This window comes from Kitasatospora brasiliensis, from assembly GCF_032654805.1.
GTDB lineage: Bacteria > Actinomycetota > Actinomycetes > Streptomycetales > Streptomycetaceae > Kitasatospora > Kitasatospora brasiliensis.
The window spans coordinates 397,501-423,899 of sequence record NZ_JAUOOW010000004.1; the positions used below are offsets into that span (position 1 = coordinate 397,501).

Annotated in this window: 23 protein-coding genes and 2 rRNA genes (1 of these 25 running past the window's edge); 14 read left to right on the forward strand and 11 right to left on the reverse strand. The window is 73.1% G+C overall.

Translation table 11 applies throughout. The annotated features are described in order from the left end of the window. Together QWJ13_RS17900 and rrf are read left to right on the forward strand one after the other, a co-directional pair. Positions 1-2,217 (forward strand): 23S ribosomal RNA (locus tag QWJ13_RS17900); it begins 905 nt to the left of the window's first position. Positions 2,218-2,295: 78 nt separating this feature from the next. Beyond that, positions 2,296-2,412: ribosomal RNA gene (gene rrf, locus QWJ13_RS17905) — 5S ribosomal RNA — on the forward strand. A gap of 60 nt (positions 2,413-2,472) precedes the next feature. On the opposite strand, the gene pcp is transcribed toward rrf, so the two are convergent. The 3 genes from pcp to QWJ13_RS17920 all read right to left on the reverse strand — a co-directional run bounded on the left by pcp (position 2,473) and on the right by QWJ13_RS17920 (position 5,369). Next, the gene (gene pcp, locus QWJ13_RS17910; protein ID WP_316526012.1) at positions 2,473-3,156 is read right to left on the reverse strand and encodes a pyroglutamyl-peptidase I; all 684 of its coding nucleotides are present in this window, start codon (positions 3,154-3,156) and stop codon (positions 2,473-2,475) included. A 125-nt stretch (positions 3,157-3,281) separates the two neighbouring features. Further along, on the reverse strand, positions 3,282-4,460 hold the full coding sequence (locus QWJ13_RS17915) for an alpha-hydroxy-acid oxidizing protein (RefSeq protein WP_316525586.1): 1,179 nt from the start codon (positions 4,458-4,460) through the stop codon (positions 3,282-3,284). Between the two features lie 156 nt (positions 4,461-4,616). Further along, on the reverse strand, positions 4,617-5,369 hold the full coding sequence (locus QWJ13_RS17920; protein WP_316525587.1) for a GlxA family transcriptional regulator: 753 nt from the start codon (positions 5,367-5,369) through the stop codon (positions 4,617-4,619). 97 nt (positions 5,370-5,466) lie between these two features. On the opposite strand from QWJ13_RS17920, the gene QWJ13_RS17925 reads away from it, so the two are divergent. The 4 genes from QWJ13_RS17925 to QWJ13_RS17940 all read left to right on the forward strand — a co-directional run bounded on the left by QWJ13_RS17925 (position 5,467) and on the right by QWJ13_RS17940 (position 10,336). Further along, the gene (locus QWJ13_RS17925; RefSeq protein ID WP_316525588.1) at positions 5,467-5,943 is read left to right on the forward strand and encodes a GntR family transcriptional regulator; all 477 of its coding nucleotides are present in this window, start codon (positions 5,467-5,469) and stop codon (positions 5,941-5,943) included. 18 nt (positions 5,944-5,961) lie between these two features. Further along, positions 5,962-6,906, forward strand: coding sequence for an ABC transporter ATP-binding protein (locus tag QWJ13_RS17930; protein ID WP_316525590.1), 945 nt, complete (start codon positions 5,962-5,964; stop codon positions 6,904-6,906). Then, positions 6,903-7,898 carry an ABC transporter permease gene (locus QWJ13_RS17935; protein ID WP_316525591.1) on the forward strand — a complete coding sequence of 332 codons (996 nt, stop codon included), beginning with the start codon at positions 6,903-6,905 and terminating at the stop codon, positions 7,896-7,898. The genes QWJ13_RS17930 and QWJ13_RS17935 overlap by 4 nt, the downstream gene beginning before the upstream one ends. A 215-nt stretch (positions 7,899-8,113) precedes the next feature. Beyond that, entirely contained in the window at positions 8,114-10,336 is a 2,223-nt protein-coding gene (locus tag QWJ13_RS17940; RefSeq protein WP_316525592.1) for a DEAD/DEAH box helicase, read from the forward strand. Here QWJ13_RS17940 and QWJ13_RS17945 read toward each other — a convergent pair. The 5 genes from QWJ13_RS17945 to QWJ13_RS17965 all read right to left on the reverse strand — a co-directional run bounded on the left by QWJ13_RS17945 (position 10,309) and on the right by QWJ13_RS17965 (position 15,419). Further along, complete coding sequence (locus QWJ13_RS17945; protein WP_316525593.1) at positions 10,309-10,965, reverse strand: response regulator; 657 nt, start codon at positions 10,963-10,965, stop codon at positions 10,309-10,311. The genes QWJ13_RS17940 and QWJ13_RS17945 overlap by 28 nt on opposite strands. Further along, positions 10,953-12,254: a sensor histidine kinase gene (locus tag QWJ13_RS17950; RefSeq protein ID WP_316525594.1), complete on the reverse strand. Its 1,302-nt coding sequence runs from the start codon at positions 12,252-12,254 to the stop codon at positions 10,953-10,955. Before QWJ13_RS17950 ends, QWJ13_RS17945 begins: the two co-directional genes overlap by 13 nt. 377 nt (positions 12,255-12,631) lie before the next feature. Beyond that, the gene (locus QWJ13_RS17955) at positions 12,632-13,384 is read right to left on the reverse strand and encodes an FAD:protein FMN transferase (protein ID WP_316526013.1); all 753 of its coding nucleotides are present in this window, start codon (positions 13,382-13,384) and stop codon (positions 12,632-12,634) included. A 30-nt stretch (positions 13,385-13,414) separates the two neighbouring features. Then, a complete protein-coding gene (locus QWJ13_RS17960; RefSeq protein ID WP_316525595.1) occupies positions 13,415-13,930 on the reverse strand; it encodes an FMN-binding protein in 516 nt (171 codons plus the stop codon). 109 nt (positions 13,931-14,039) lie between these two features. Next, complete coding sequence (locus tag QWJ13_RS17965) at positions 14,040-15,419, reverse strand: ferredoxin reductase family protein (RefSeq protein WP_316525596.1); 1,380 nt, start codon at positions 15,417-15,419, stop codon at positions 14,040-14,042. Positions 15,420-15,649: 230 nt separating this feature from the next. Here QWJ13_RS17965 and QWJ13_RS17970 point away from each other — a divergent pair, with 230 nt between their 5' ends. The 3 genes from QWJ13_RS17970 (at position 15,650) to uppS (ending at position 19,636) form a co-directional block, all read left to right on the forward strand. Beyond that, positions 15,650-16,366: a response regulator transcription factor gene (locus tag QWJ13_RS17970; RefSeq protein WP_316525597.1), complete on the forward strand. Its 717-nt coding sequence runs from the start codon at positions 15,650-15,652 to the stop codon at positions 16,364-16,366. Continuing rightward, positions 16,363-17,826 carry a sensor histidine kinase gene (locus tag QWJ13_RS17975; RefSeq protein ID WP_316525598.1) on the forward strand — a complete coding sequence of 488 codons (1,464 nt, stop codon included), beginning with the start codon at positions 16,363-16,365 and terminating at the stop codon, positions 17,824-17,826. Before QWJ13_RS17970 ends, QWJ13_RS17975 begins: the two co-directional genes overlap by 4 nt. A gap of 94 nt (positions 17,827-17,920) precedes the next feature. Next, positions 17,921-19,636, forward strand: coding sequence for a polyprenyl diphosphate synthase (gene uppS / locus QWJ13_RS17980; RefSeq protein WP_316525599.1), 1,716 nt, complete (start codon positions 17,921-17,923; stop codon positions 19,634-19,636). Here the strand turns inward: uppS and QWJ13_RS17985 are convergent. Together QWJ13_RS17985 and QWJ13_RS17990 are read right to left on the reverse strand one after the other, a co-directional pair. Next, complete coding sequence (locus tag QWJ13_RS17985) at positions 19,590-20,261, reverse strand: hypothetical protein (protein ID WP_316525600.1); 672 nt, start codon at positions 20,259-20,261, stop codon at positions 19,590-19,592. The genes uppS and QWJ13_RS17985 overlap by 47 nt on opposite strands. Positions 20,262-20,656: 395 nt before the next feature. Continuing rightward, positions 20,657-21,442: an alpha/beta hydrolase gene (locus QWJ13_RS17990; protein WP_316525601.1), complete on the reverse strand. Its 786-nt coding sequence runs from the start codon at positions 21,440-21,442 to the stop codon at positions 20,657-20,659. A gap of 194 nt (positions 21,443-21,636) precedes the next feature. Between QWJ13_RS17990 and QWJ13_RS17995 the strand changes: the two genes are divergently transcribed. Continuing rightward, positions 21,637-22,443 (forward strand): mechanosensitive ion channel family protein, encoded by an 807-nt coding sequence (locus QWJ13_RS17995; RefSeq protein WP_316525602.1) that lies wholly within the window; start codon positions 21,637-21,639, stop codon positions 22,441-22,443. Positions 22,444-22,456: 13 nt separating this feature from the next. Here QWJ13_RS17995 and QWJ13_RS18000 read toward each other — a convergent pair whose 3' ends face one another. After that, positions 22,457-22,810 (reverse strand): DUF6401 family natural product biosynthesis protein, encoded by a 354-nt coding sequence (locus QWJ13_RS18000; protein ID WP_316525603.1) that lies wholly within the window; start codon positions 22,808-22,810, stop codon positions 22,457-22,459. A gap of 150 nt (positions 22,811-22,960) precedes the next feature. On the opposite strand from QWJ13_RS18000, the gene QWJ13_RS18005 reads away from it, so the two are divergent. From QWJ13_RS18005 to QWJ13_RS18020, 4 genes are all read left to right on the forward strand, one after another. Then, positions 22,961-23,887 carry an LLM class F420-dependent oxidoreductase gene (locus tag QWJ13_RS18005; protein WP_316525604.1) on the forward strand — a complete coding sequence of 309 codons (927 nt, stop codon included), beginning with the start codon at positions 22,961-22,963 and terminating at the stop codon, positions 23,885-23,887. 71 nt (positions 23,888-23,958) lie between these two features. Further along, positions 23,959-24,669, forward strand: a complete 711-nt coding sequence (locus tag QWJ13_RS18010; RefSeq protein ID WP_432277546.1) for an AAA family ATPase — start codon at positions 23,959-23,961, stop codon at positions 24,667-24,669. A 97-nt stretch (positions 24,670-24,766) separates the two neighbouring features. Continuing rightward, complete coding sequence (locus tag QWJ13_RS18015; RefSeq protein WP_316525607.1) at positions 24,767-25,741, forward strand: zinc metalloprotease; 975 nt, start codon at positions 24,767-24,769, stop codon at positions 25,739-25,741. Positions 25,742-25,935: 194 nt separating this feature from the next. After that, positions 25,936-26,397, forward strand: a complete 462-nt coding sequence (locus tag QWJ13_RS18020; protein WP_316525608.1) for a universal stress protein — start codon at positions 25,936-25,938, stop codon at positions 26,395-26,397. The last annotated feature ends 2 nt before the right edge of the window (positions 26,398-26,399 follow it).

The following is a 26,399-nucleotide window of genomic DNA, read 5'->3' on the forward strand; positions in this document are numbered from 1 at the left end:
ATAGCTGGTTCTCCCCGAAATGCATTTAGGTGCAGCGTCACGTGTTTCTTGCCGGAGGTAGAGCACTGGATAGGCGATGGGCCTTACCGGGTTACTGACCTTAGCCAAACTCCGAATGCCGGTAAGTGAGAGCGTGGCAGTGAGACTGTGGGGGATAAGCTCCATGGTCGAGAGGGAAACAGCCCAGAACACCGACTAAGGTCCCTAAGCGTGTGCTAAGTGGGAAAGGATGTGGAGTCGCAGAGACAACCAGGAGGTTGGCTTAGAAGCAGCCACCCTTGAAAGAGTGCGTAATAGCTCACTGGTCAAGTGATTCCGCGCCGACAATGTAGCGGGGCTCAAGCACATCACCGAAGTCGTGTCATTGCAGCATGAAGGGCCAACGCCTGCTGTGATGGGTAGGGGAGCGTCGTGTGCCGGGTGAAGCGGCGGTGGAAACCAGTCGTGGACGGTATACGAGTGAGAATGCAGGCATGAGTAGCGATACAAGAGTGGGAAACTCTTGCGCCGATTGACCAAGGGTTCCTGGGTCAAGCTGATCTGCCCAGGGTAAGTCGGGACCTAAGGCGAGGCCGACAGGCGTAGTCGATGGACAACGGGTTGATATTCCCGTACCCGCTTTGAAGCGCCAACGCTGAACCTCTTGATGCTAAGCCCGTGAAGCCGTCCTGGAGCCTTCGGGCAAAGGGAAGTGGTGGAGCCGGTGACCCAACGGGGTAGTAGGTGAGCGATGGGGTGACGCAGGAAGGTAGTCCAGCCCGGGCGGTGGTTGTCCCGGGGTAAGGGTGTAGGCCGAGTGATAGGCAAATCCGTCACTCATTGAGGCTGAGACCTGATGCCGAGCCGATTGTGGTGAAGTGGATGATCCTATGCTGTCGAGAAAAGCCTCTAGCGAGTTTCATGGCGGCCCGTACCCCAAACCGACTCAGGTGGTCAGGTAGAGAATACCGAGGCGTTCGGGTGAACTATGGTTAAGGAACTCGGCAAAATGCCCCCGTAACTTCGGGAGAAGGGGGGCCATTCCTGGTGACGAGTCTTGCACTCTGAGCTGGGGGTGGCCGCAGAGACCAGCGAGAAGCGACTGTTTACTAAAAACACAGGTCCGTGCGAAGCCGTAAGGCGATGTATACGGACTGACGCCTGCCCGGTGCTGGAACGTTAAGGGGACCGGTTAGCTCTGATTCGTCAGGGCGAAGCTGAGAACTTAAGCGCCAGTAAACGGCGGTGGTAACTATAACCATCCTAAGGTAGCGAAATTCCTTGTCGGGTAAGTTCCGACCTGCACGAATGGCGTAACGACTTCTCGACTGTCTCAACCATAGGCCCGGTGAAATTGCATTACGAGTAAAGATGCTCGTTTCGCGCAGCAGGACGGAAAGACCCCGGGACCTTTACTATAGCTTGATATTGGTGTTCGGTTCGGCTTGTGTAGGATAGGTGGGAGACTGTGAAGCAGCAACGCCAGTTGTTGTGGAGTCGCCGTTGAAATACCACTCTGGTCGTGCTGGATGTCTAACCTGGGTCCGTGATCCGGATCAGGGACAGTGTCTGGTGGGTAGTTTAACTGGGGCGGTTGCCTCCTAAAGGGTAACGGAGGCGCCCAAAGGTTCCCTCAGCCTGGTTGGCAATCAGGTGTTGAGTGTAAGTGCACAAGGGAGCTTGACTGTGAGACTGACGGGTCGAGCAGGTACGAAAGTAGGGACTAGTGATCCGGCGGTGGCTTGTGGAAGCGCCGTCGCTCAACGGATAAAAGGTACCCCGGGGATAACAGGCTGATCTTCCCCAAGAGTCCATATCGACGGGATGGTTTGGCACCTCGATGTCGGCTCGTCGCATCCTGGGGCTGGAGTAGGTCCCAAGGGTTGGGCTGTTCGCCCATTAAAGCGGTACGCGAGCTGGGTTTAGAACGTCGTGAGACAGTTCGGTCCCTATCCGCTGTGCGCGTAGGAGTGTTGAGAAGGGCTGTCCCTAGTACGAGAGGACCGGGACGGACGAACCTCTGGTGTGCCAGTTGTCCTGCCAAGGGCATGGCTGGTTGGCTACGTTCGGGAGGGATAACCGCTGAAAGCATCTAAGCGGGAAGCCTGCTTCGAGATGAGCACTCCCACCTCCTTGAGAGGGTAAGGCTCCCAGTAGACGACTGGGTTGATAGGCCGGATATGGAAGCCCTGTGAGGGGTGGAGTTGACCGGTACTAATAGGCCGAGGGCTTGTCCTCAGTTGCTCGCGTCCACTGTGTTGTTCTGAAACAACGACCCGCCCGAATCCGGGTGTGCGGTGCACAGTTTCATAGTGTTTCGGTGGTCATAGCGTGAGGGAAACGCCCGGTTACATTCCGAACCCGGAAGCTAAGCCTCATAGCGCCGATGGTACTGCAAGGGGGACCTTGTGGGAGAGTAGGACGCTGCCGAACAATTCTTCTGAAGAACCCCCATCCGGGATCCGGATGGGGGTTCTTCGCATTTCCGGAGAGTCAGCTGTTTCGGCGGGACAGCCAGTTCCGTCGTCGCGGTGTGGACGCCGGGCCGGCGGTCGGCGGGTGGAGGGCGGCCACGGCACTGCGGATCAGGATGCGCACCCCCTCGGCCGCCGTCTCCGCCGACATCGACGCGCTCCTTTCCAGGTCGGCCGTCTGGCTCGGCAGGTATGGCAGCTGCGCGAACCCGCCGTGCAGCTCCGGGCGTTCGGTGGCGATCAGGTGCGCCAGCCCGTAGAAGACGTGGTTGCCGACGTGGGTGCCCGCGGTGTGCGAGACAGTGGCGGGGATTCCGGCCTGCTGGATCGCCTCCACGCAGGCCTTGACCGGCAGGGAGGAGAAGTACGCGGCCGGGCCGTCCGGCACGACCGGCTGGTCCACCGGCTGGTTGCCCTTCCGGTCGGGTGCCCGGACGGCGTCGTCGAGGTTGAGCGCGACCCGTTCGATTGTCAGGTCGGGGCGGTTGCCGCCCTGGCCCGTGACGATGACCAGGTCCGGCTCGAACCGGCTCACCGCACGGCGTAGTTCGGTGACCGAGTCGCCGAACACCCAAGGGAGCTCGGCGAATTCGAGGGCCACTCCGGCCGGCGGACCGGCGACGACCAGCCGGCCCGCCTCCAGGGACGAATTGAGGGGATCGCGGCCGAACGGTTCGAAGGCGGTCAGCAGGACGCGGATGATGGCGGACCTCCCAGTGCACGTGGACGTACGGACCCGAACGGACCCGATTCGTGCCGTTCGAGCGTAGGGCCGTCCCGAATGTCCCGGCAAGGCCTGCTGGTTGCCGGGGAAGATGCCACTCCGCGTCAGGTCCGGCGCAGTGCACCGTCCGTGCGCAGGGAGTCGAGGGCCGGGTAGCCGTCCACGGCCATCAGGAGATCGGCCTCGGCAAGCAGGGAGCGCAGCACGTGCACGATGCCGTCGGTGCCCTCCAGGGCCAGGCCGTAGGCGTACGGGCGCCCGACGCCGACGGCGGTGGCGCCCAGGGCGAGGGCCTTGACGACGTCGGCGCCGGAGCGGATGCCGGAGTCGAAGAGGACGGGCAGGCCGTCGGCGGCCGCGACCACGTCGGGGAGCAGGTCAAGGGCGGCGAGCCCGCCGTTGGCCTGGCGGCCGCCGTGGTTCGAGCAGTAGATGCCGTCGATGCCGCCGTCCCTGGCACGGCCGACGTCCTCGGGGTGGCAGATGCCCTTGAGCAGGATCGGCAGATCGGTGAGCGAGCGCAGCCAGGGCAGGTCGTCCCAGGTCAGCGGGTTGCCGAAGACACCGACCCACTCCAGGACGGCCGCCCGCGGGTCCTCCTCCGGCGCCTTGGCGAGGCGGGCGCGGAACACCGGGTCGGAGGTGTAGTTGGCCAGGCAGTGGCCGCGCAGCTGAGGGAAGTTGGCGGTGGCCAGGTCGCGCGGGCGCCAGCCGGTGACCCAGGTGTCCAGGGTGACGACGATGCCCCGGTAGCCCGCGGCCTCCGCCCGGTGGACCAGGCTCTCGGCCAGCGCCCGGTCGGTGGGGGTGTAGAGCTGGAAGAAGCCGGGGGTGTCGCCGAACTCGGCGGCCACCTGCTCCAGCGGATCGACCGTCAGGGTGGAGGCGACCATCGGCACGCCGGTGCGGGCGGCGGCCCGGGCCGTGGCGAGGTCCCCGTGGCCGTCCTGCGCGCACAGGCCGATGACTCCGATGGGCGCCATGAACAGCGGGGTCGGCAGGCGCATGCCGAACAGCTCCACGGACAGGTCCCGGGTGCTCGCGCCGACCATCATCCGTGGCACCAGCCCCCACCGCCCGAACGCGGTGACGTTCGCCCGCTGGGTGGACTCGTCGCCCGCGCCGCCCGCGACGTAGGAGAGCACCGGGGCCGGCAGGGCCGCGCTCGCCCGTGCCTCCAGCTCGGCGAAGGTCATGGGCATCGTCGGCAGGATGCCGCCGAGCCCGTTCAGGTAGATCTCGTTCTGGTAGTCGCCGAACCGCCCGTGGAACGCGGGGTGCATCCGCTCGCCGTCCTTCCGTCCTCAGCCGCCTGAGACCGTCCCTGACGGCACTCCGGCATTCTCACCGTGGGCGGGGCCGACGACCAGGGCCGGGATGAAGGTACCTCACGAAGCAGGTCGCGTCACCGCGACGACCGCCTCACCGCGACGACCGCCTCACCGCGCCTCGGGGAGGCGGCGCTGCGGCGGCGGCGGTCCCGGCGGAGCATCAGCCCGCGGGGTCGTGGGTACTGGTGAAGCGGTTGCGGAACTCGGTGGGCGTGGTGCCCAGGTGCGGGCGAAGGCGTGGCGCAGGGTCTCGTCGCTGCCCAGGCCGCTGTGCCGGGCGGCGGCGGTGACGCTGTGGCCGTCGAGGAGCAGTTGCCGGGCGCGGTCGAGCCGGACGCGTTCGACCCAGCGGGCCGGGGTGGTGTGCAGCTCGGCCTGGAAGAGCCGGGTGAGGTGGCGGGTGCTGACGGCGGCCGAGGCGGCCATCGTGGGCAGGGCGTGGTCGGCGGCAGGGTCGGCGAGGACGGCGTCGGTGAGGGCTCGCAGCACCTCGCTGCGGGCGGGTGGGGTCGCCAGGGCGGTGGAGAACTGCGACTGGCCGCCCGGACGCTGCATGAAGACGACCAGCTCGCGGGCGATGGCGCGGGCGGCCTCGGCGCCGTAGTCCTGTTCGACCAGGGCGAGGGCGAGGTCGATGCCCGCGCTGATGCCGGCGCTGGTGTGGTAGCGGCCGTCCTGGATGTGCAGGGCGTCGGGTTCGACCCGCACCAGGGGGTGGCGGCGCGCGAGAGCGGGGGCGTGGCGCCAGTGGGTGGTGGCCCGGTGGCCGTCGAGCTGCCCGAGGGCGGCGAGGACGAAGGCCCCGCTGCACACCGAGGCGACCCGCCGCGCCCGCGCGGCGTCCAGCGGCCCGCTCGACATCCCTGAGCGTTCCGAGCGGACCCCCGGGTCCGGCTTGACCGAGGCGGCGCAGTGGGTCACTATTCCACTATTGAACTAGTGAAAGGCCGAAAAGCGGGTGATCGAGTACCGCATCGAGCGCCGCAGCGGCGTCTCCACGTACCAGCAGATCGTGCAGCAGACCAAGCAGGCCCTGCGGCTCGGGCTGCTCCAGCCCGGGGACAAGCTGCCGACCGCCCGTGAGGTGGTGGAGCTGACCGCGATCAACCCGAACACCGTGCTGAAGGCCTACCGCGAACTCGAACGCGAAGGACTGGTCGAGCCCCGCCCGGGGCTCGGCACCTTCGTCCGGCGCTCGCTCGCCCGGCCCGAGGCGGCGGCGGACGGGCCGCTGCGCGCGGGCCTGGTCGGCTGGGTGGACCAGGCCCGGGGGGCCGGACTGGAACGCGAGGACATCGCCGCGCTGATGGCCTCCGTCCTGGAGCAGCGCTTCGACACCGGCGTCTCCGGGCCCGACACCGGGGCTTCCAGCCCCGGGACCAGGGCTTCCGAGCCCGACACCGGGGCTTCCGAATCCCCGGCGACACAGAACTGAGAACAGTGGGGGGACCGGGTGTACGACCCGACGACCCCGGCGCCCGCGTCGGCGCCGGGGGCTGCCCAAGGGGCGGCGCTGGAGGCCATCGGCCTCGGCAGGAAGTACCGGGCCGGCTGGGCCCTGCGTGGCTGTGACATCACCGTCCCGGCCGGTCGGATCTGCGGCGTGGTGGGCCCCAACGGTGCGGGCAAGAGCACCCTGCTCGCCCTCGCCGCCGGCCAACTCAAGCCCACCGAGGGTGAGTTGCTGACCCTCGGGGTAACGGCCGGGGCGCCCGAACTGCGCGCCAGGGTCGCCTACGTGCCGCAGGACAAACCGCTGTACCCGGGCCTCACCGTCGCCGAGACGCTGCGGATGGGCCGTGAGCTCAACCCGGTATGGGACGGAAATCTAGCCCAACAGATCGCCGAACAGGGTGAGTTGAACCCCAAAGCGCGGATCGGATCGCTCTCCGGCGGCCAGCGCACCCGGGTCTGCCTCGCCCTCGCCCTCGGCAAGCTCCCCGACCTGCTGCTGCTCGATGAGCCGATGGCCGACCTGGACCCGCTTGCCCGGCACCAGCTGATGGGCACCCTGATGTCGACCGCCGCAGAGCGCGGCACCAGCATCGTGCTGTCCTCGCACATCCTCCCCGAACTGGACGGCGTCATCGACCACTTGCTCCTCGTCCAACGCGGGCGCGTCCGGCTGGCCGGCGACCTGGAGGAGATCCTCGACGGGCACCGGCTGCTCACCGGGCCGGCCGCCCAGGGGGCCGCGCTCGCCGCCGAGTCGGTGGTCGAGCAGCGCGTCAGCGGCCGCCGGAGCACCGCGCTGGTCCGCACCGCCGAGCCGTGGGAAGGCGAGTGGGAGAGCGAGCGGCCGAACCTGGAGGACCTGCTGCTGGGCTACCTCCGGGCGCCCGCTTCCGCTCCCACCGACCCGCACGACCCGACGGACCCGAACGAGGTGGCCGCATGAGCACGACCGTCCTTCCCGACCGCGTCGCCGCCACTCCGGCCGTCTCCGCCACCCCCGCGCTGCGCGGGCTCTTCTGGCTGGCGATTCGTCAAAATCGCCTGCTCCTCTGGGTGTTGGGTGCACTGCTGGCCCTCGTGGTGGCGGACCTGGCCTGGATCCACCTCTCCATGCGCCACATCGTGGACAATCTCCAACAGGCCGGTTGCGAGAGCTCCAGCTCCTGGAGCGACAAGAACTGCTGGAACCTCGTCTCGCCGCTCCACTACCCGACCTTCTGGTACACCGACATCCTCCAGCCCGCCGTCACCGCCGTCCCGCTGCTGATCGGCGTGTTCATCGGCGCCCCGCTGCTGGCCCAGGAGCACGAACGCGGCACCATCCGGCTGATCCGCGCGCAGTCCGTCAGCCCGATCCGCTGGCTGGCCGTCCGCCTCGCCGTCCCCGGCCTCGCCGTCCTGGCCGTCAGCGGTGTGCTCGCCACGCTGATGACCTGGGTGTGGTGGACCGACATCGTGCACGGCTCGGGTGCCTTCGACCCGCCGTTCCAATTCTTCACCTACCCGGTCCTCGGCCTCGCCCCGATCGCCTGGTCCCTGTTCGCCCTGGCCCTCGGCGTCCTCGTCGGCCAGCTCATCCGCCGCACCCTGCCCGCGATGGTGCTCACCGGCGCCCTCGTGGCCGCCATCCACGGCCTGGTCCTCTGGGCCCGCCCCTCCCTCTACCCCGCCGTGGACCGGGTGGCGGCCCTGCGCACGACCGAGCCCACCAACTCCTGGCTCCTCGACCGTGGCATCGTCCTCGCCGACGGCAGTCGCGTCAGCACCAGCGCCTGCGGCTTCAGCTTCAGCACCGACTGCGACGACGCCACCGCCTCCTGGCTCCGCTACCACCCCGCCGACCACCTCGTCCCCGTCCAACTCGTCGAGACCGGCCTCCTCCTGACCCTCACCCTGCTCCTCCTCCTCGCCGCCTTCCGTCGCATCCGCGCGTAGCGGCCACACCCACCGCCCCATCCCCCCGGTGCCACCGGGGGGATTTCGGCATGTTCTGGTGTGTGGTGTGCGGTTCTGATTCAGGTTCGGCCAGGTCCGGGGCGGGCTCTGCGGGGCGGTCGGGGGATGGGGGCATTTCCGTTGCGTGGTGCGAAGTCCTGATCCGGTCCGGGCCGGGCTCCGGGGGCCGTCGGGTGGGATCATGGTGGGGCCGGGTGTGGCGGGAGACAGGGGGCGGGGTGGTGGGGGAGCGGCGGCGGGTCGGGGTGGTTCTGGCCGAGGCGGAGGGGTTGCGGGCGGCGGCCGGGGCGGTGGTGGCGGACCATCGGGGGGCCGTCGAGCAGGTGTGGCGGGCGTACGCGGAGGTGCGGGACGGGCTGGTGCGGGAGGAGCTCGGCGCCATTCCGGTGGGGCGGCTGCGGGACGTGACCGAGGGTCGGCTGAGGGTCGGGGCGTTGGAGGCCGCCGGGCTGGCGACGGTGCGGCAGGTGGCGGAGGCCTCCCCGTACACGCTGCGGCTGATCCCGGGGGTCGGGGAGCAGACGGCGGCGCAGGCGATCGCCGCCGCCGGGCAGATCGCCAGGGCGGTCGAGCAGACGGTGGCGGTGCGGCTGGACGTCGAGCAGCGGGACGGGACGGGCACCGAACTGCTCGTCGCGCTCCAGCGGCTGGTGGCCGCCGGGCCGCAGGCGCGGCGGGCCAGGGAGACGGCGGAGCGGATCGAGGCAGAGGTCGAGCCGCTGGTGGCGGACGCCGGGCCGGCCCGCGGGGTGTGGCGCGGGCTGCTCGCCGGGCGGGAGCGGCGGGTGCGGGCGCGGGCGGCGGTCGGGCGGCTGGCGGAGGTGCTGGCGGAGTTCGGGGCGCAGCAGGCGCCGGTGCTGCTGGCCCAGGCCTCCGTCGACCTGCTGCGCCCGCCGGTCGACCCGATCGAGGCGTGGACGGACTTCGAGCTGCGTTCGGCGGACTACTACGGCGTGCTCGGCGGGATCGTCGAGGAGGCCGGGGTCGAACTCGGCGCCGCCGAGGGGTTCCTGCCGCAGGAGCTGTCGGAGCGGGTCCGGGCCGAGCCGCTGGACGACGCCCACTGCCGGGTCTCGCTGCGCGGCTACCAGGCGTTCGGGGCGCGTTTCGCGCTGGCCCAGCGGCGGGTGATCATCGGGGACGAGATGGGCCTCGGCAAGACGGTGCAGGCGATCGCGGTGCTGGCGCACCTGCGGGCGCGGGGGAGCAGCCACTTCCTGGTGGTCTGCCCGGCCAGCGTCCTGATCAACTGGATCCGGGAGGTCGGCTCGCGCAGCACCCTGCGGGCGTACCGGGTGCACGGCCCGGAGCGGGAGGCGGCGCTCGCGGAGTGGCTCCGGGAGGGCGGGGTCGCGGTGGTGACCTTCGACGGGCTGCGCCGCCTGGGAGAGCCGGAGAAGATCGCGGAGGCGGTCACTCTCGGCATGGTCGTGGTGGACGAGGCGCACTTCGTCAAGAACCGTGCCGCGCAGCGCTCCCGGGCCGTGGCCGCCTGGGCGGAGCGGGTGGAGCGGGTGCTGTTCCTCACCGGGACGCCGATGGAGAACCGGGTGGAGGAGTTCCGTGCGCTGGTGGAGTACCTCCAGCCCGAGCTGGTGCCGTCGGTCGGGCAGGGCTCGGCGGACGCCGGGCCGGTGGCCTTCCGCAAGGCGGTGGCCCCGGCGTACCTGCGCCGCAACCAGCGGGACGTGCTCACCGAGCTGCCCGAGGTCGTGCACGTGGACGAGTGGGAGGAGTTCTCGCCCGCCGACCTCGCCGCCTACCGGTCGGCTGTGGCGGCGGGCAACTTCCCCGCGATGCGGCGGGCCGGGTACGCGGTGCCCAAGGAGTCGGCCAAGCTCAGGCGGCTGTTGGAGATCGTCCGGGAGGCGGCGGACAGCGGGCTGAAGGTGGTGGTCTTCTCGTTCTTCCGCGAGGTGCTGACGGCCGTCCAAGTGGCCCTGGATCAGCGGCCGTTCGGACCGATCGACGGCTCCCTGGGGGCGGAGCGGCGGCAGCGGGTGGTGGACGAGTTCGGCGCGGTGGTCGGGCACGCGGTGCTGCTGTGCCAGATTCAGGCCGGCGGTGTGGGGTTGAACATCCAGGCCGCCTCGGTGGTGGTCCTCTGCGAGCCTCAGGTCAAGCCGACGCTGGAGGAGCAGGCGATCGGGCGCTCCCGCCGGATGGGGCAGGTCCGCCGGGTGCGGGTGCACCGGCTGCTGGCGGCGGACAGCGTCGACCAGCGGATGCTGCGGCTGCTGCGGGCGAAGGGCCGGCTGTTCGATGACTACGCGCGGCGCAGCGAGGTGGCGGAGTCGACCCCGGAGGCGGTGGACGTGTCGGAGCCGTCGCTGGCGGCGCTGATCGTCGAGGAGGAGCAGCTGCGGCTGGCGGGCCCGGCGGCGGAGGGTCAGTCGTCCGCGAGTGCGCGCAGGTAGGTGAGGACGGCGCGCACCCGGCGGTGGCCGGTGTCGGGGGTGGGCATGCCGAGCTTGCCGAAGATGCTGCCGATGTGCTTGTTCACCGAACTCTCGGCCAGGAAGAGGAGTTCGGCGATGCCCGGGTTGTTGTGGCCCTCGGCCATCAGGGCGAGCACCTCGCGTTCGCGCGGGGTGAGGGCGGCCAGCGGGTCGGGGCCGGCGCGGTGGGCCATCAGCTGGGAGATGACCTCGGGGTCCATCGCGGTGCCGCCCTCGGCGACGCGCCCCAGGGCCTGGAGGAACTCCTCGGCGCGGCCGACCCGGTCCTTGAGCAGATAGCCGACGCCGGTGGCACTCTGGGCCAACAGCTCGGCGGCATAGGCGCGTTCGACGTACTGGGAGAGGATCAGGACGGGCAGCGCGGGCAGTCGGCGGCGGGCCTCGACGGCGGCGCGCAGGCCCTCGTCGCGGAAGTCCGGCGGCAGCCGGACGTCGACCACGGCGACGTCCGGGCGGTGGTCGAGCAGCGCCGGCAGCAGGTCGTCGCCGTGCTCGACGGTCGCGCACACCTCGTGGCCCTCGCTGCGCAGCAGCAGGACCAGGCCCTCGCGGAGCAGGGCGTTGTCCTCGGCGATCAGGACCCGCACGGGACCTCCACTTCCAGTACGGTCGGGCCCCCGGGAGGGCTGGACAGGCGGGTGGTCCCGTCGAACGCGGCGACCCTTCGACGCAGGCCGGGCAGTCCGCTGCCCGCGCCCTCGACGGCGCCGCCCCGGCCGTCGTCCTCGACCCGGACGGCGATGGCGTCGGCGGTGATCCGCAGCCGGACCAGGGCGTGTCGGGCGCCGCTGTGCCGGGCGACGTTGGCCAGCGCCTCGGAGACCACGAAGTAGGCCGCGGCCTCGGCGGCGGCCGGCGCGCGGGGCGGTGGGACGGCGGCGGGCGGGGCGTCGAGTTCCACCCGGGTGGGCACGGCGCAGCGGGCGGCGAGCGATCGTACGGCCTCGGCGAGGCCGCGGTCGGCGAGCAGCGGCGGGTGGATGCCGCGGACCAGGGTGCGCAGCGACTCCAGGGCCTGTTCGGCGACGAGTTGGGTGGAGTCCACCAACTCGGCGGCCTGCTCGGGGCGTTGCTCCAGGGCGCGGCGGATCATGCCGAGCCGCAGCGAGACGGCCACCAGGTTGGCCTGGGCGCCGTCGTGCAAGTCCCGTTCGATTCTGCGCAGTTCGGCGGCGTGGGCGTCCAGTGCCTCGGACCGGCTGGTGGTCAGCTCCTGGACGCGCCGGGCGAGCGAGGTGCGGGGCCGGGCGACGAGCAGCCGGCGGGAGGCCCTGGCGTGCAGGTCGGCGATCGGTGGCAATACGGCCAGGGCGAGCGCGGCGTAGCCGATCCCGCCGGCAGTCGCGGCGGCGGCCATCGGCCAGGAGTCGACGGTCAGCAGGATGATCTTCCCGCGTTCGTTCGGCAGGAGCTGCCACCACACCGGTGCTGTCAGCCAGTTGACGGCGTGGCTGCACAGGGTGAGGGCGGCGCCGGACAGGGCCGTCCCGGCGGTGCCGTGGGCGAGCAGCCAGAGCAGGTCCTTGCGGACGGCCGGGTCGCGCACGGACACCCGGTCGCCGTACGGGGTGCGCGGCCGGTCGCCGCCGAGTCGGCGGCCGACCTGCCGCCGGTGGAACTCGGCGTAGTGGCACAGCAGTTGCAGGGATGGGCGGAGGAGTGGCAGGCCCACGCCGACCAGACAGAGGGCGAGGACGGCGAGCAGCAGGCAGAGCCCGACCAGCGCGGCCAGACCGGTGCCGAGGACGAGGAGGAGGTAACCGGCGGCGGCGGGGGAGCGCCGCGCCGCGGACCGGGCGGCGGAGCGTAGGCTGGAGCGGGCGGCGGACCGGACGTTCGACCAGGCCGTGGCTGCGGCAATCCCGGGCGCCCGCACGATGGTTCAGCGCCTCCGAGCCTCCAGTCCGACTTTCCGATCACCCTAGCACCGGCGTCGGAACCGGCTGCGGGCCTCGGCTCCTCCCCGGGCCTCGGCCGTTCCCCGGGGTAGGGCCCTTCCCCGGGGCACGGCCCTACCCCCGGCCGAGGGGCGCCCCCACAGCGGGGCGGGCGGTCGAGGAAACGGGACCGGGACGGAGTGGCTCCCGGGGATCGGCGGCGCGCTGCTGCTGGGCGTGGTGACCAACCTGGCGGGCGGCGCGGCAGAAGCGAGGGTGGGGCGGAACGAGTGTTCCCGGGAACGGGCGTTCCGCCTGGAACCGACGTTCCCGGGAACACTCGTTCCGTATGCCGCGGACACCGTTCCACGGCCGGTCAGCCGACGGCGGCCCGCCAGTCCGCCGGCCCGCTCGCCGGGAAGTGCCCCGGCAGCCCGGTTGTCCAGCGCTTGGAGCCGTCCGGCAGCACGGCCAGCGCCTCGATGCCCGCCCGGCGGGTGGCCCAGGCGAGGGCGCGGTCCGGTCCCATGGCGAAGGCGGCGGTGGCCCAGGCGTCGGTGCGGGCGATGCCGGTGCCCGGTGCGCCGACCAGGGTGAGCGAGGCCAAGCCCTCGGCCGGGCGGCCGGTGTGCGGGTCGTGGATGTGCGCGCCGCGCTCGGCGGTGCCCGAGGTGGCCACGGCGAGGTCGTGGCCGGCCAGGACGGCGGCCAGCAGGCCGGGCCGGCGGGGGTCGGCGATGCCGACTCGCCACGGCCCGCCGGCGCTCTGCACGTCCCCGCCGCCGCTGACGCAGTACTGCCGGGCCCCGGAGGCGCGCAGCAGCGCGCTCGCCCGCTCGACCGCCCAGCCCTTGACCCAGCCGCTCGGGTCGAGCCGGCCGTCGGGCCGCTCGGTGAAGTAGCCGTCGGTCTCGGCGGCCACCTCGCGGCAGGCCGCCAGAACCGCGCGGACCTCCGGATCGCAGTCGGCGAGGACGATCTCGCCCCGGTCGAGGCGGCTGATGTCGCTGTCCGCCCGGTAGATGGAGAACACCGCGTCGATCCGGTGCAGCCGCTCGGCGATCCGCGCCAGGACCGCCGGGGTGCCGGGGCCCGGGTCGCGCACGGTGATCGAGAAGACCGTCCCCATCACGGGCTCGGCGTGGCGGAGCACGGCGCCTCAGCCCTTGGCCCGGTCGAGGGCGCTCTGGAGCGAGCGGACGTAGCCGTCGCTGGTGTACGTCGCGCCGCTGACCACGTCGATGTGGGCGCTCTGGGCGGATATCGCCTCCTGGTTGAGGACCGGCAGCGCGGAGCTGTTGATCTCCCGGTCCCGCCGTTCGGAGTTCGGGTACTTGACCACGTCCACGGCGGTGATCCGGCTGCCCGCCAGGGTGACCTGGACCTGCACCGGGCCGTAGCGGGTGTTGACGGTGTTGCCGCTGACCTTCCGGGTGGCGCCCGAGGGAGCGGCGGAGCCGGACGGGGCCGGAGCGGCCGACGAACCGGCCGACGAACCGGGGGCCGCGCCCGTGCCCGCCGACGGCTGGGCGGCAGACGGCTGCGAGACATCGGTCCCGGACCCGGACCCCGTGCCGATCACCGGCGTGGGCCCGGCCGCCTCGTGCGGCTTGAGGGACAGCAGCAGCACCACCCCGGCCGCGGTGGCGGCACTGGTGACGACGGCTCGGCGCATGGAAATCGACGCTCCTCGGGTACTCGGCAAGCCGAATCGATGGCTGGGAACAGCTGCTCAGGACGGCTGTTCAGGACAGCGGCTCAGGACAGCGGCTCAGGACGGGCGCTCAGAACGAGAAGCTCTCGTGGTGGATGCGCCCAGGCCGCACCCCCGCCGCCCGCAGTGCCCGTACGGCCTCCTCGGCGAGGGCGTCCGGGCCGCACAGGTACACCTCGTGCGCGGCGAGGTCCGGGACCAGCCGGGCCAGCGCGACCCCGAGGTCGCCGACCTGCTCCCGCGAGCCGAGCAGCTCGTGCACCGTCGCCCCGCGCCGCCGGGCGACCTCGGCCAGCTCGGCCCGGAACAGCAGGTCCTGAGGCCGCCGGGCCCGCTGGACCAGGGTCAGCTCGCCCGGCAGTGTCTCGAACAGCGCCCGCAGCGGGGTGATCCCCACCCCGGCGCCGAGCAGCAGCACCCGGCGCTGCCGCAGCCGCCGCCCGGTGAACGCCCCGTACGGGCCCTCGGCGCGCACCCTGGTCCCCGGGCGCAGCGCGGCCACCGCGCCGCTGTGTCCGCCGAGGTCCTTGACGGTGAAGCGCAGGAAGCGGGGGTGCGGCGGCGCGGACAGCGAGTACGGGTTGGCGGCCCAGCGCAGCCCGGGCGCCTGGAACTGGAGCCGGAAGAACTGGCCCGGTTCGGCGCCCAGCTCGTCCAGCCGCCGCCCGGTCAGGAACAGCGACACCACGCCGGGGCCCTCCCGCCGCACCTCGGCGACCTCCAGGCGGTGGCGCCGGTCGAGCAGCCACGGCCGGAGCAGCCGGAACCAGCCGAGCAGCGCCGCCGTGCCGAAGTAGAGCGCGTACCAGGCGGCCTGGCCGGGGCCGCCGGCCAGGTCGGCGCCGGTGACCAGCTGGTGGGAGAAGGCCAGAGCCACCGCGAGGTAGGTCGCCAGGTGCAGGTAGTACCAGGTCTCGTAGGCGAGGCGACGGCGGGCGATCCGGGCGGAGACCGCGCCGGTGCCGAGCAGCAGCAGGGTGCCCAGGGTGGCCTTGATCATCTCGGGGTAGTGGAAGACCATCTCCACGGTCTCGCCGACCAGCCCGCGCCCGTCGGTCAGCGCGTAGCCCCAGATGACCGTCAGCACGTGCACCGCGACCAGGGCCACCATCCAGCGCCCGCCGAAGGCGTGCCAGCGGGCCAGCCGGTCCGCGCCGACCCCGCGCTCCACCGGCGGCATCCGGGCCATCAGCAGGATGAGCACCGGCGCGGCGTACCCGGCCAGCAGCCCGGTGATCCGGGCGGCTCCGGTCAGCCAGCCGGCCGCGCCGACCACCGACGGGGTGTCCTTCCACCAGAGCGCGAGCACACCGAGCGCGCCCACCGCGATCAGGCCGAGCGCCGCGCGCGGGTCCAGGGCGAACGGCGGACGCGGCGCCGCCCGGTGGCCGGGACGGTCGGGTGCCGTCCGGTGTCCGGGCCGCGACGTCGGTGCGGCGGCAGTGCTCATCGGGACCTCCTCAACGCCCGGCGGCGCGTACTGTCGCCGAGGCCGCCCACGATCGCACCGCAAGCTCTGAGCGGGCTCTGAGCCGGACCCGCCCCGACCGCCCTCCAGGGCTCCATCAGCCCAGGTCAGCGCTAATGCAACAGTCCACGAACCACCCTCCGAGGTCTCACCGGTTTCTCATCGGGCCCGGCCAGGATGAACAATGCGCTGAACCGACCCGAGGGAGACCCATGGACGAGACCGCCGACCGCCCGGACTGGCGGGTCCTGGTCGTCGACGACGAGCCGGACCTGGTCGAGGTGGTCTGCGGGGCCGTCCGCTACGAGGGCTGGCAGGCGCGCGGCGCGACCACCGGCCTGGCCGCCGTCGAGGCCGCCGCGGCCTGGCGGCCCCACGCCGTGGTGCTGGACGTGATGCTGCCCGACCTCGACGGCCTGGAGGTGCTGCGCCGCATCCACGCCGAGCAGCCCGAGGTGCGGGTGCTCTTCCTCACCGCCCGGGACGCCGTCGAGGAGCGGATCGCGGGCATCGCGGCCGGCGGCGACGACTACGTGACCAAGCCGTTCAGCCTGGCCGAGGTGGTCGTCCGGCTGCGCGGCCTGCTGCGCCGCGCCGCCCCGCCCGCCGCGACCCGGCAGCCGCCGCCGCACGCCCTGGTGCTGGGCGACCTGGTGCTGGACGACCAAGCCCGCGAGGTCACCCGCGGCGGGGAGACGATCGAGCTCAGCCCGACCGAGTACGCGCTGCTCGCCCATCTGCTGCGCCACCCCCGGCAGGTGCTCAGCAAGGCGCAGATCCTGGACGCCGTCTGGTCGTACGACTTCGGCGGGCAGGCGCACATCGTGGAGCTGTACATCAGCTACCTGCGCAAGAAGGTGGACGCGGGTCGCAGTCCGATGATCCACACGGTGCGCGGCGCCGGGTACCTGATCAAGGCGGCGGCGTGACGACCGTACGGGCCCGCGCCGCCCGGCTGGTGCCCCGGACCCTGCGGGCCCGGCTGATCGCCGGTCTGCTGGTGCTGCTCGTGGTCACCTGCGCCGCCGTCGGCTTCGCCACCACCGCCGCGCTGCGCCACTTCCTGGTCGACCGCCTGGACCAGCAGCTCGCCGAGTCCGGCGGCCGCTACGCCGCCAGCCTGGAGCACACCGGCCAGGGCGCGAGCCCTGACACCCGGGCCCAGACCCCCGGCACCCTCGGGGTACGGCTGCTGGCCGGGCGGGTCACCGCCGCGGGCGTGGTCGACGGGGACGCCGACGACGTGGACGACCCCGGCGACGAGGACGACCGGGTCACCTTCACCCCCGCACAGCAGCAGACGCTGGCCGGGCTGCCGGTCGGCGGCCCGGCCCGCACCCTCGACCTCGGCCGGACCCTGGGCCACTACCGGGTCCGCGCGGTCGCCGGGCGGGACGGCGACGTGCTGGTCAGTGGTCTGCCGCTGCGCCCGGCCGAGGAGACCGTCGAACGGCTGGAGACCCTGGAGCTGACCGTCTTCGCGATCGCCGTCACCGCCGCGGGCGCGGCCGGAGCCGTCTGGGTCGGCTTCTCGCTGCGCCCGCTGCGCCGGGTGGTGGGCATGGCCGAGCGGGTCAGCGCGCTGCCGCTCGCCAGCGGCGAGGTGATGCTCGCCGAACGCGTGCCGGACGACGACCCGCGCACCGAGGTCGGCCGGGTCGGCGCCGCGCTCAACCGGATGCTCGGGCACGTCGGCGACGCGCTGGCCCGCCGCCACGCGGTGGAGGAACGGCTGCGCGCCTTCGCCGCCGACGCCAGCCATGAGCTGCGCACCCCGGTCGCGGCCGTCCGCGGCCATGCCGAGCTGGCGCTGCGCCACCCCGGGCCGGTGCCGGAGCCGGTGCGCCACTCGCTGGAGCGGATCGACGCCGAGGCGGTGCGGATGGGGGCGATCGTCGAGGACCTGCTGCTGCTCGCCCGGCTGGACGCCGGCCGCCCGCTGGCCGCGGAGGAGGTGGACCTGACCCGGATCGTCCTCAACGCGGTGGCCGACGCCCGCGCCGCCGGGCCGGAGCACCGCTGGCGGCTCGTCCTGCCCGAGGACCCGGTGCTGGTGCGCGGCGACGAGCACCGGCTGAGCCAGGTGGTGGCCAATCTGCTGGCCAACGCCCGCACCCACACCCCGCCCGGCACCGAGGTCCGGCTGGGCCTCGAACGGGCGGACGGCGAGGTCGAGTTGAGCGTCACGGACGACGGGCCGGGGATCCCGCCCGAGCTCGTCGACCGGGTCTTCGAGCGCTTCGTCCGCGGCGACCGGGCCCGCTCCCGTGCCACCGGCTCGACCGGGCTCGGCCTGGCGATCGTCCGGGCCGTCGTCCGGGCGCACGGCGGCACGGTGACGGTGGCCGGCAGGCCCGGGCGCACGGTGTTCACCGTCCGGCTGCCCTGACCGGTGCCCGCGCTCCCGGATCGCCACCGATCCGCCGCCGCCTCGTTGACCAGGCGGCACGCGGTGTCGGCGGAGGCGGAGGCGGGGTACGGGCATGGCGGGGAACCAGACGGCGGGCGCGGACGGTCCGTCGCGGCTGAGGGAGTCGTACCGGCTCTGCGAGCGGGAGGTGGCGGGCCACCTCGCCCCGCTGTGGGGGATCAGCGACGCGCTGCCGCCCGAGGTGCGGCCGTATCTCCATGCCGTCAGCGCCTTCGCCTCCCGGTCCGACCGGATCGCCGATGGGGCCGATGGGGCCGGGGATGCCGCCGAACGGGGGCGCCGGTTCGCCCGCTGGCGGGCCGACACCCTGGCCGAGCTGGCGGCCGGCCGCAGCGAGCACCCGCTGCGCCGGGCGCTCGTGGACACCGTGCGGCGCTGGAGGCTGGACCTCACCCTGATCGAGGAGTTCCTGGACGCCACCCGGGCCGACGGCGCCCGCCCGCCCGCCTTCGAGACCCGCGCGGACCAGCGCCGCCACCTGCGGGGCGTCGCCGGGACGATCACCGAGCTGTGGGCCCCCCTGCTGTCCGCGCCCGGCCCCGAAGCGGCATTCGCGCTGTCCGCACTGGGGGAGGCCTGCCAGCTGGCCGACATCCTGGAAGACCTGCCGCTCGACCTCGCGGCCGGCCGCTGCTACCTGCCGCGGGAGGAGCTGCACCGGCTCGACCTGACCGTCGCCGACCTCGGCCCGACCGTCGCGGACCTCGACTCGACCATCGCCGACCTCGGCCGGGACGACCGGCGGAGCGCCCTGGACGAGCTGGTCGAGATCCAACAGGTCCAGCTGCACGGCCTGTTGGCACAGGCCCTGCCCGCCACCTGGCTGGCCGCCCCCGAGTTCCGCCCGTTCCTGCACGCCATGCTGCTCGGCGCCCAACTCCAGCACGACGAAGTGGTCCTGCTGCGCTCGCGCGTCCTGGCCGAGGGCCTCACCCCGCTGAGCTCCGACGGCATCACCCCCCACCACCGCGCCCGCCCCGACCCGACGGCCGCCGGGACGCCCGCCCACGTCGCCGTGATCATGGACGGCAACCGCCGTTGGGCCGAGGCCCGGCGGCTGCCCGTCGAACAGGGCCACCAGGCCGGGCAGCGGGCCGCGCTGCGCCTGGTCAACGCGGCGCTGCGGCTGGGCGTCCGGCACCTGAGCCTCTACGCGTTCTCCACCGAGAACTGGGACCGCCCGCCCGAGGAGCTGACCGCGCTGTTCGACTCCCTGGCCGACGGCATCGCCCGCAGCGCGGAGGGCCTGCACGCGCTCGGCGTACGGATCCGCTGGTGCGGCCGCCGGGACCGGGTGGACGAGTCGCTCGCCTCCTCGATCGCGCTGGTGGAGAACCTGACGTCCAACAACGGCACACTGACCCTGACGGTCTGCGTGGACTACGGCGGCCGGGAGGAACTGGCCGCCGCCGCGAGGGCGTTGGCCGCTTCTGCGGTGGCGGGCGAGATCCGCCCGGAGGCGATCGGCCCGGCCGACCTCGCCCGGCACCTGTACGTCCCGGACCTCCCGGACGTCGACCTGCTGATCCGCACCTCCGGGGAGCAGCGGCTCAGCAACTTCCTGCCCTGGCAACTCGCCTACGCCGAGCTGCTGTTCGACCCGACGCCGTGGCCCGACTACGACCTGGCCCGGCTGGGCGAGGCCGTCCGGGCCTACGCGGCCCGCGAGCGGCGCTTCGGCGGCGCGGTGCCCGCCCAGTCCCGCACCGCCCGACCGACGGCTACTCCTGCGCGGCCGGCGGAGGGGTGTACGTTCCCTGCGCCGTGACGTACGCCAGCACCGTGTCCACCGTCACCGGGTGCGCGCCGAAGTTCGCGGTGTACGCGTCCACCGCCTCCTGGGTGGGGCGCAGCGGCACCCCGCTGAGCCGGACCTTCATCGGCTGCCCCGCCGGCACCGGCTCGGCCGTCAGCTTCCCCTCCGTCAGGCCGCACCGGAAGGCCGAGCGGTGCCCCATCTCCGCCCCGCTGACCTCGCACCGGCCGGAGCCCAGGCCGTCCCTGATGGCGCCGGTCACGTCCACCACCCGGTAGACGCCCTTGGAAGTGCGGACCGAGACCCCGCCGTCCAGCGCCCCGTCGCCGTGCACCTTCGGCGGGTTGGCGAGGGACGGGTCCCCCTTGGCCGAGCGGATCGGCAGCCGTACGGCCGGGCCGTGGCGGTCCAGCACCACGCGCGCCGGGGCGACGACGTCCACCATCGCCTGGAAGCGGTCGAGCTGGGCCTGCGCGTCCGGTGTCCAGCGCACTTCCACCCAGCCGTCGGTGAGCGTGCCCAGGTTCGCGGCGCGGTCGGTGCCGCCGTCAACGGCACCGACCGCCGTCCCGGTGAGCCATCCCAGTAGCGGGGTCGCCAGCGCCGCGCCCAGCAGCGACCGTCGCGTCGTGCTCATCGTCCCGAACCGTCCTTCCCGGACCGTCCGGCACGGCCCTGGGACGGATCATCCGTCCACCGACCGTCTCCGGGCCCGGCCAGGAGGGAGAATCCACCCGTGTGGAGGGAGCGCGGAACAGCCCCGGGTTGTTCGTGCGGGAGCATGAGCCCCCCGGGCCCGCTCCCCGCCGGGTGTCCTGATGGAGCTGTCCCTGAGCGTGCACGCGCCGGCTGACCACCAAGGACCGCACCGGCCGCTCCGTCACCCACCGCCCCACCCCGCTCGGCCGCGCCCTGTCGGCCGGCCGCGCCCCACCCCGGACCCGGAGGACGACGGGGCCTGGGACTCCCGCGCTCAGGGCCGAAGCGGCGCTCGCTGCGCCGGTGGTGGGGAGCCCCGGCGGCCCCGGTCCCTCAGAGGGCGGGGGCGCGGCGGGGTTGGGGCGGGAGGGGGAGGGTGAGGGCCTCGCGGGAGGCGGGCGGGAGGGCGAGGGCGGAGGCGGTTTCGGCGGGGAGGGGGTGGAGGCCGAGGAGGGCGGTGGTGAGGCGGGTGGTGGCGCGGTGCCAGTCGGGGACGCGCTGGAGCATGGCGTGGCCGCTGCCGGTGACGGTGTAGCCGCAGACCCGGGCGCCCGCGGCGCGGCTGCGGGCGGCGAAGGCACGGGTGTCGGCGGGCGGGGTGACGGTGTCGCGGTCGCCGTGCAGCATCAGGACGTCCCGCCCGGCGAGTTGCTCGCACGGGTCCTCGGCCGGGCACCACGGCGCGAGGGCGACCAGGCCGGTGACGGACGGGTGTCCGCCGGCCCGGAGCGCGGCGCGGCCGCCCATCGAGTGGCCGATCAGGACGGTCGGCACCGGGCCGAGCAGCGCGGTCAGTTCGTCGAGCGCGGCGGTCGCGTCCCGGGCGGCGTCGGCCCGCTCGCCGTTCCAGCCGCGGTGGCGGTAGCGGACCGTCCCGACGGCGATCCCGGCGTCCGCGGTCGCCCTGGTCAGGCCGCGCAGGAAGCCGTGCATCCGCAGCAGCGGGAGGTTGAGGCGCCCGGGCCGGGCGAGGTTGTGCTCCTCGCCGCCGTGCAGCACCAGGACGGCGGCCCGCGCCGTCTCGGGCCGCACCCGCCAGTGCAGCGCCCGGTGCTGCACCGGGCGCCCGGCCGCCGTACCGCTCCCCGCCGTACCGCTCCCCGCCGTACCGCTCACCATCGCACCGTCCCGTCCGCCCCGCCCCTCGGTCCGTCTCCGGAGCGCCACTGTACGCGTGCGGACGGCCGGACGGTTCACCCGAGGGAACCATCCCGGACACCGGGCGCGCGCGGGCCGACCGGGTGCCTGCTATCCACGGAGGTGGGGGCCCGCAGCGCCCGCTCGTGGCGCCGCGTCATCGAGTGGAGGACTCCGTGGCTCAGCAGCTCGCACTGTCCGTCGACTTCGGGTCTGGCTTCACCGAGGCCTGGTCGAAGATCGCCAAGTTCATCCCGCAGTTCATCGCCTTCCTGGCGATCCTGGTCATCGGTTGGTTCGTGGCCAAGGCGATCGCCAAGGTGCTCGACCGGGTGCTGCGCCGGCTCGGTTCGGAGCGGGTCGCGGAGCGCTCCGGGATGGGCGCCCGGCTGGCCGGCTCCAAGTACGACATGACCGGCATCATCTGCAAGGTCGTCTACTACATCGTCATGCTGATGGCCCTGCAACTGGCGTTCGGCGTCTTCGGCCCGAACCCGATCAGCACGATGATCCACGGCATCGTCGCCTGGCTGCCGCGGGGCATCGTCGCCGTCGTGATCGTGGTGGTCGCGATGGCCATCGCCAACGGCGTGCGCGACATCGTGGGCAGCTCGCTCTCCGGCACCTCGTACGGCCGGACCGTCTCCACCCTGGTCTGGGCGTTCATCCTCGGCCTCGGTGTGATCGCCGCGCTGGGCCAGGCCGGGATCGCCACCGCGATCACCGGGCCGGTGCTGATCGCCGCGCTCGCCGCCATCGTCGGTGTGCTGGTGGTCGGTGTCGGCGGCGGTCTGATCATCCCGATGCGCCAGCGCTGGGAGCGGTGGCTGGACGGAGCCGAGCGGGAGACGGCCCGGCTGCGCGGCACCGCCTACCAGGCAGGCCGCTCCGACGCGCTGTCCAACCAGCCGATCCGGCCGACCACCCAGGCCGGCCCGGGCACCCCGCCCGCCCCGGGCATCGACCCCGGCGAGAACAGGTGAGGGCCCGCCCGGCTCACACCTCCAACAGGCCCTGTTCGCGCACCAGCCAGCAGATCGCGGTGAGCCGCAGCACGGCGTAGTCGTAGCCGACCGGCTCCCGCCAGCCGATCTCGCCGAGCGCGTCCAGGAAGCCCAGCGCGTAGTCCGACAACTCCTCACGGTCCAGGGGCCGGGGCGCGAGCTCCGGTCCCTGCGCGTACAGCAGCTCCCGCAGCATCGCCGCGTGCTGGTCGACCGCCGCGACGAAGCCGGGCTCGAAGGCGAACTCGGCCAGCCGGGGCGTGAAGGCCGTCACGATGCCGGGCAGCGGACAGCCGGCCGGCTCGTCGGGGGAGCGCCGGAAGGAATCGTCGGAGGTGGCGAACATCCGTCCACGGTAGGCGAGCCCCGGCGCCGGAACGGACGCCCGTGACGCTTCTGTGCTGAGACCTTGGCCACCCCGCCCGCGCACTCGGAACGGTCCGTGGTCCGACGGATCCGCTGCGCCCACCGGGTGGTCCGTAACACAATGGCCCGCATGGACCTCCGCATCTTCACCGAGCCCCAGCAGGGCGCGAGCTACGACACCCTCCTCAAGGTCGCCCGCACTGCCGAGGAGCTCGGTGCCTTCAGCGCGTTCTTCCGTTCCGACCACTACCTGAAGATGGGCGACGTGGACGGCCTGCCCGGTCCCACCGACGCCTGGATCACCCTGGCCGGCCTCGCCCGCGACACCAGCACCATCCGGCTGGGCACCCTGATGACCGCCGCCACCTTCCGGCTGCCGGGCGTCACCGCGATCCAGGTCGCCCAGGTGGACGCGATGAGCGGCGGCCGGGTCGAGCTCGGCCTGGGCGCCGGCTGGTACGAGGCCGAGCACACCGCCTACGGCATCCCCTTCCCGAAGGAGAAGTTCGGACGGCTGGAGGAGCAGCTGGCGATCATCACCGGGCTGTGGAACACCAAGCTCGGCGACACCTTCGACTTCGCCGGCGAGTACTACACGCTGACCGACTCGCCCGCGCTGCCCAAGCCGGCCCAGGAGCACGTCCCGGTGCTGATCGGCGGCCACGGTCCGACGCGGACCCCGGCGCTGGCCGCCCGCTTCGCCGACGAGTTCAACCTGCCGTTCGCCCCGGTGGACGCCACCGCCGCCCAGTTCGGCCGGGTGCGCGCCGCCGTCGAGCGGGCCGGGCGCTCGGCCGACGACCTGGTCTACTCCAACGCGCTCGTCGCCTGCGTCGGCCGGGACGACGCCGAGGTGGCCCGCCGGGCCGCCGCGATCGGCCGCGAGGTGGCGGAGCTGAAGGAGAACGGCCTGGCCGGCACCCCGGACGAGGTCGTCGAGAAGATCAGCCGGTACGCGGCGGTCGGCAGCGCGCGGATCTACCTCCAGATCCTCGACCTGGACGACCTCGACCACCTGGAGCTGATCGCCTCCCGGATCGCCCCGCAGCTCGGCTGACGCCCGGCGCCTCCGGCGGGGCCGGGGCCCTCCGTACCCGCTCCGATACCGCCCTTTACTCGCCCTTGGCCATGCGCGATGCTCCTGGCAGGGGAACGGCGGGGGGAGACCGGGTGGGCGGGACGAGGACGACGGTGCCGACGGCGGCGCCACGGGTGCCGCCGCCGCGCACCGCCGGGGAGCGGGTCGTCCTGCCGGTGTCGCAGGGCCCGCCCGCCCGGCACGAGCTGCGCGGGCCCGGACCGGCCGTGCTGCGCTACCCGGCCGGGGACCTGCTGGTCGTCACCGGCCTGCCCGGCAGCGGCAAGAGCACCCTGATGCGGCGCTGCGTCCGCGCCCCGCTGATCGACTCCCAGCTGGTCCGCGAGGAGTACGAGGCCCGACTGCCCGGCCGCCTGCCGTACGCGCTCTACCGCCCGTTCGCCCGGCTGGCCCACTACCGGCGGCTGCGCCGCGCCGTGCTGGACGGCGGGCCGCTCGCGGTGCACGACTGCGGCGCCCAGCCCTGGGTGCGCGGCTGGCTGGTCCGCGCCGCCGCCCGGCAGGGGCGCCGGGTGCACCTGCTGCTGCTCGACGCCGACCCGGCCGAGGCGCTGGACGGGCAGCGGCGCCGCCGGCGCGGCGTCTCCCGCTACGCCTTCGCCCGGCACCGGGCGGCGGTGGCCCGGCTGCGCCACCGGATACTGGCGGACGGACGGCTGCCGACCGGCTGTGCGTCGGCCGTGGTACTCGACCGGGCCGCCGCGCGCGCCCTACGGGAGATCGACTTCACGGCGTCGTAGTCTCGGCGAGTCCGCGCCGGGCGCCGCCGGCGGGTCCGGCCGAAGCGGGCCCGGGGCGCGGCCGAGCCCCCGTCGACTCCCCCCGTCAGGAGCGCAGATGCGCCGTACTGCCCGGGTGCGTTCGCGTGCCCCCCGCCTGTTCCCGTGCGCCGCCGCGCTGGTCGCGGCGGCCGCACTGAGCCAGCTCGCCGTACCGGCCGCGCACCGCGCCGCCGTGGTGCCGGTGGCCGGGTGCGAGGACGGCGCCGGTGCGGCGGATGCCGCGGCCCGGCTGCCGGCCGGCAACCGGGACGGGCGGGACCCGAACGAGGTGAGCGCCGAGGAGGCGCGGGCGATGCAGGCCGACCTGGACGCGCGGCTCGCCGGGCTCGGCACCGCCCGGCCCCGGGCCGTCGCCCCGACCACCGTCCCGGTCTACTTCCACGTGATCCACTCCGGCGAGGCCGGGCGGCTGGACCAGGGCGTCGTCAACGCCCAGGTCGACCACCTCAACGCGAGCTACGGCGGCCAGGGCGAGGGCAACGCCCCGAGCCCGTTCCACTTCGAGCTGGTCGGCACCGACTGGACCGACAACTCCTCCTGGTACACCGGCATGACCCCCGGCTCGGCCGCCGAACAGGAGATGAAGACCGCCCTGCGCAAGGGCGACCAGGGCACCCTCAACCTCTATACGGCGCTGCTCGGTGACGAACTGCTCGGCTGGTCGACCTTCCCGAACGCCTACCGGACGAGCCCCACCGAGGACGGCGTGGTGGTGCTCGACGCCTCCCTGCCGGGCGGCTCCGCGACCCACTACGACGAGGGCAACACCGCGACCCACGAGATCGGCCACTGGCTCGGCCTCTTCCACACCTTCCAGAACGGCTGCCGGGCCCCGGGCGACTACGTGGACGACACCCCGCCCGAGCGCACCGCGGCCTCGGGCTGCCCCGAGGGCCGCGACACCTGCCCCGGCCCGGGGCTGGACCCGATCCACAACTTCATGGACTACAGCTACGACTCCTGCATGACCCGGTTCACCCCGGGGCAGGTTCGGCGGATGGTCAACTCCTGGGCGGCATACCGGAGTTGACGGGTCGGTGAGGTCAGCAGAAGACGGCCGGGCAGAGGCGCGGCATCCGGGCACCCCCCAGGTCCGGGCGGCCGGCCGCAGTGGAATTGAATGCGGAGGGCCCCTTCCGGCGTGGCAGATGCCGATCGTTTGTCCGATTTGATCTATGTTCGGAGGGTCGGGACCGAATCAGGAGCAACCGAAGGAGTATGGGTATGAGTGCCAATCCCCGGATCGTCGTCGGTGTGGACGGCTCGCCCGCCTCGGAGCAGGCGCTGAACTGGGCGATCGACTACGCGCGGGCCGTCGGCGGGACGATCCACGCCATCGCCGCCTGGGAGTACCCGGCCTTCTACGGCTGGGCCGGACAGGGCGTGCCGACCGTCGAGACCTTCAACCCCGAGGAGATCGCCGGCAAGACCCTCAGCGACACCATCGCCAAGGTCGCCGGTGACGACGCGGGCGTGCGGATCACCGAGAGCGTGACGCCCGGCAGCGCCGCCCGGGTGCTGCTGGAGGCCGCCAAGGGCGCGGCGCTGCTCGTGGTCGGCAGCCGCGGACTGGGCGGCTTCTCCGGCGTGCTGCTCGGCTCGGTCAGCCGCCACCTCACCGAGCACGCGCCCTGCCCGGTGGTCGTCGTGCGCGAGCCCTCGGGCGACGCGGAGCGGGCGGAGTAGCC

What these genes read in the sequence shown, in the direction of transcription:
- QWJ13_RS17915 (WP_316525586.1), bottom strand. Translation starts at nt 4,460, where the DNA reads ATGCACCCCGCGTTCCACGGGCGGTTCGGCGACTACCAGAACGAGATC.
- QWJ13_RS17920 (WP_316525587.1), bottom strand. Translation starts at nt 5,369, where the DNA reads ATGTCGAGCGGGCCGCTGGACGCCGCGCGGGCGCGGCGGGTCGCCTCG.
- QWJ13_RS17935 (WP_316525591.1), top strand. Translation starts at nt 6,903, where the DNA reads ATGAGCACGACCGTCCTTCCCGACCGCGTCGCCGCCACTCCGGCCGTC.
- QWJ13_RS17955 (WP_316526013.1), bottom strand. Translation starts at nt 13,384, where the DNA reads ATGGGGACGGTCTTCTCGATCACCGTGCGCGACCCGGGCCCCGGCACC.
- QWJ13_RS17960 (WP_316525595.1), bottom strand. Translation starts at nt 13,930, where the DNA reads ATGCGCCGAGCCGTCGTCACCAGTGCCGCCACCGCGGCCGGGGTGGTG.
- QWJ13_RS17965 (WP_316525596.1), bottom strand. Translation starts at nt 15,419, where the DNA reads ATGAGCACTGCCGCCGCACCGACGTCGCGGCCCGGACACCGGACGGCA.
- QWJ13_RS17970 (WP_316525597.1), top strand. Translation starts at nt 15,650, where the DNA reads ATGGACGAGACCGCCGACCGCCCGGACTGGCGGGTCCTGGTCGTCGAC.
- uppS (WP_316525599.1), top strand. Translation starts at nt 17,921, where the DNA reads ATGGCGGGGAACCAGACGGCGGGCGCGGACGGTCCGTCGCGGCTGAGG.
- QWJ13_RS17985 (WP_316525600.1), bottom strand. Translation starts at nt 20,261, where the DNA reads ATGAGCACGACGCGACGGTCGCTGCTGGGCGCGGCGCTGGCGACCCCG.
- QWJ13_RS17990 (WP_316525601.1), bottom strand. Translation starts at nt 21,442, where the DNA reads ATGGTGAGCGGTACGGCGGGGAGCGGTACGGCGGGGAGCGGTACGGCG.
- QWJ13_RS18000 (WP_316525603.1), bottom strand. Translation starts at nt 22,810, where the DNA reads ATGTTCGCCACCTCCGACGATTCCTTCCGGCGCTCCCCCGACGAGCCG.
- QWJ13_RS18005 (WP_316525604.1), top strand. Translation starts at nt 22,961, where the DNA reads ATGGACCTCCGCATCTTCACCGAGCCCCAGCAGGGCGCGAGCTACGAC.
- QWJ13_RS18010 (WP_432277546.1), top strand. Translation starts at nt 23,959, where the DNA reads ATGCGCGATGCTCCTGGCAGGGGAACGGCGGGGGGAGACCGGGTGGGC.
- QWJ13_RS18015 (WP_316525607.1), top strand. Translation starts at nt 24,767, where the DNA reads ATGCGCCGTACTGCCCGGGTGCGTTCGCGTGCCCCCCGCCTGTTCCCG.
- QWJ13_RS18020 (WP_316525608.1), top strand. Translation starts at nt 25,936, where the DNA reads ATGAGTGCCAATCCCCGGATCGTCGTCGGTGTGGACGGCTCGCCCGCC.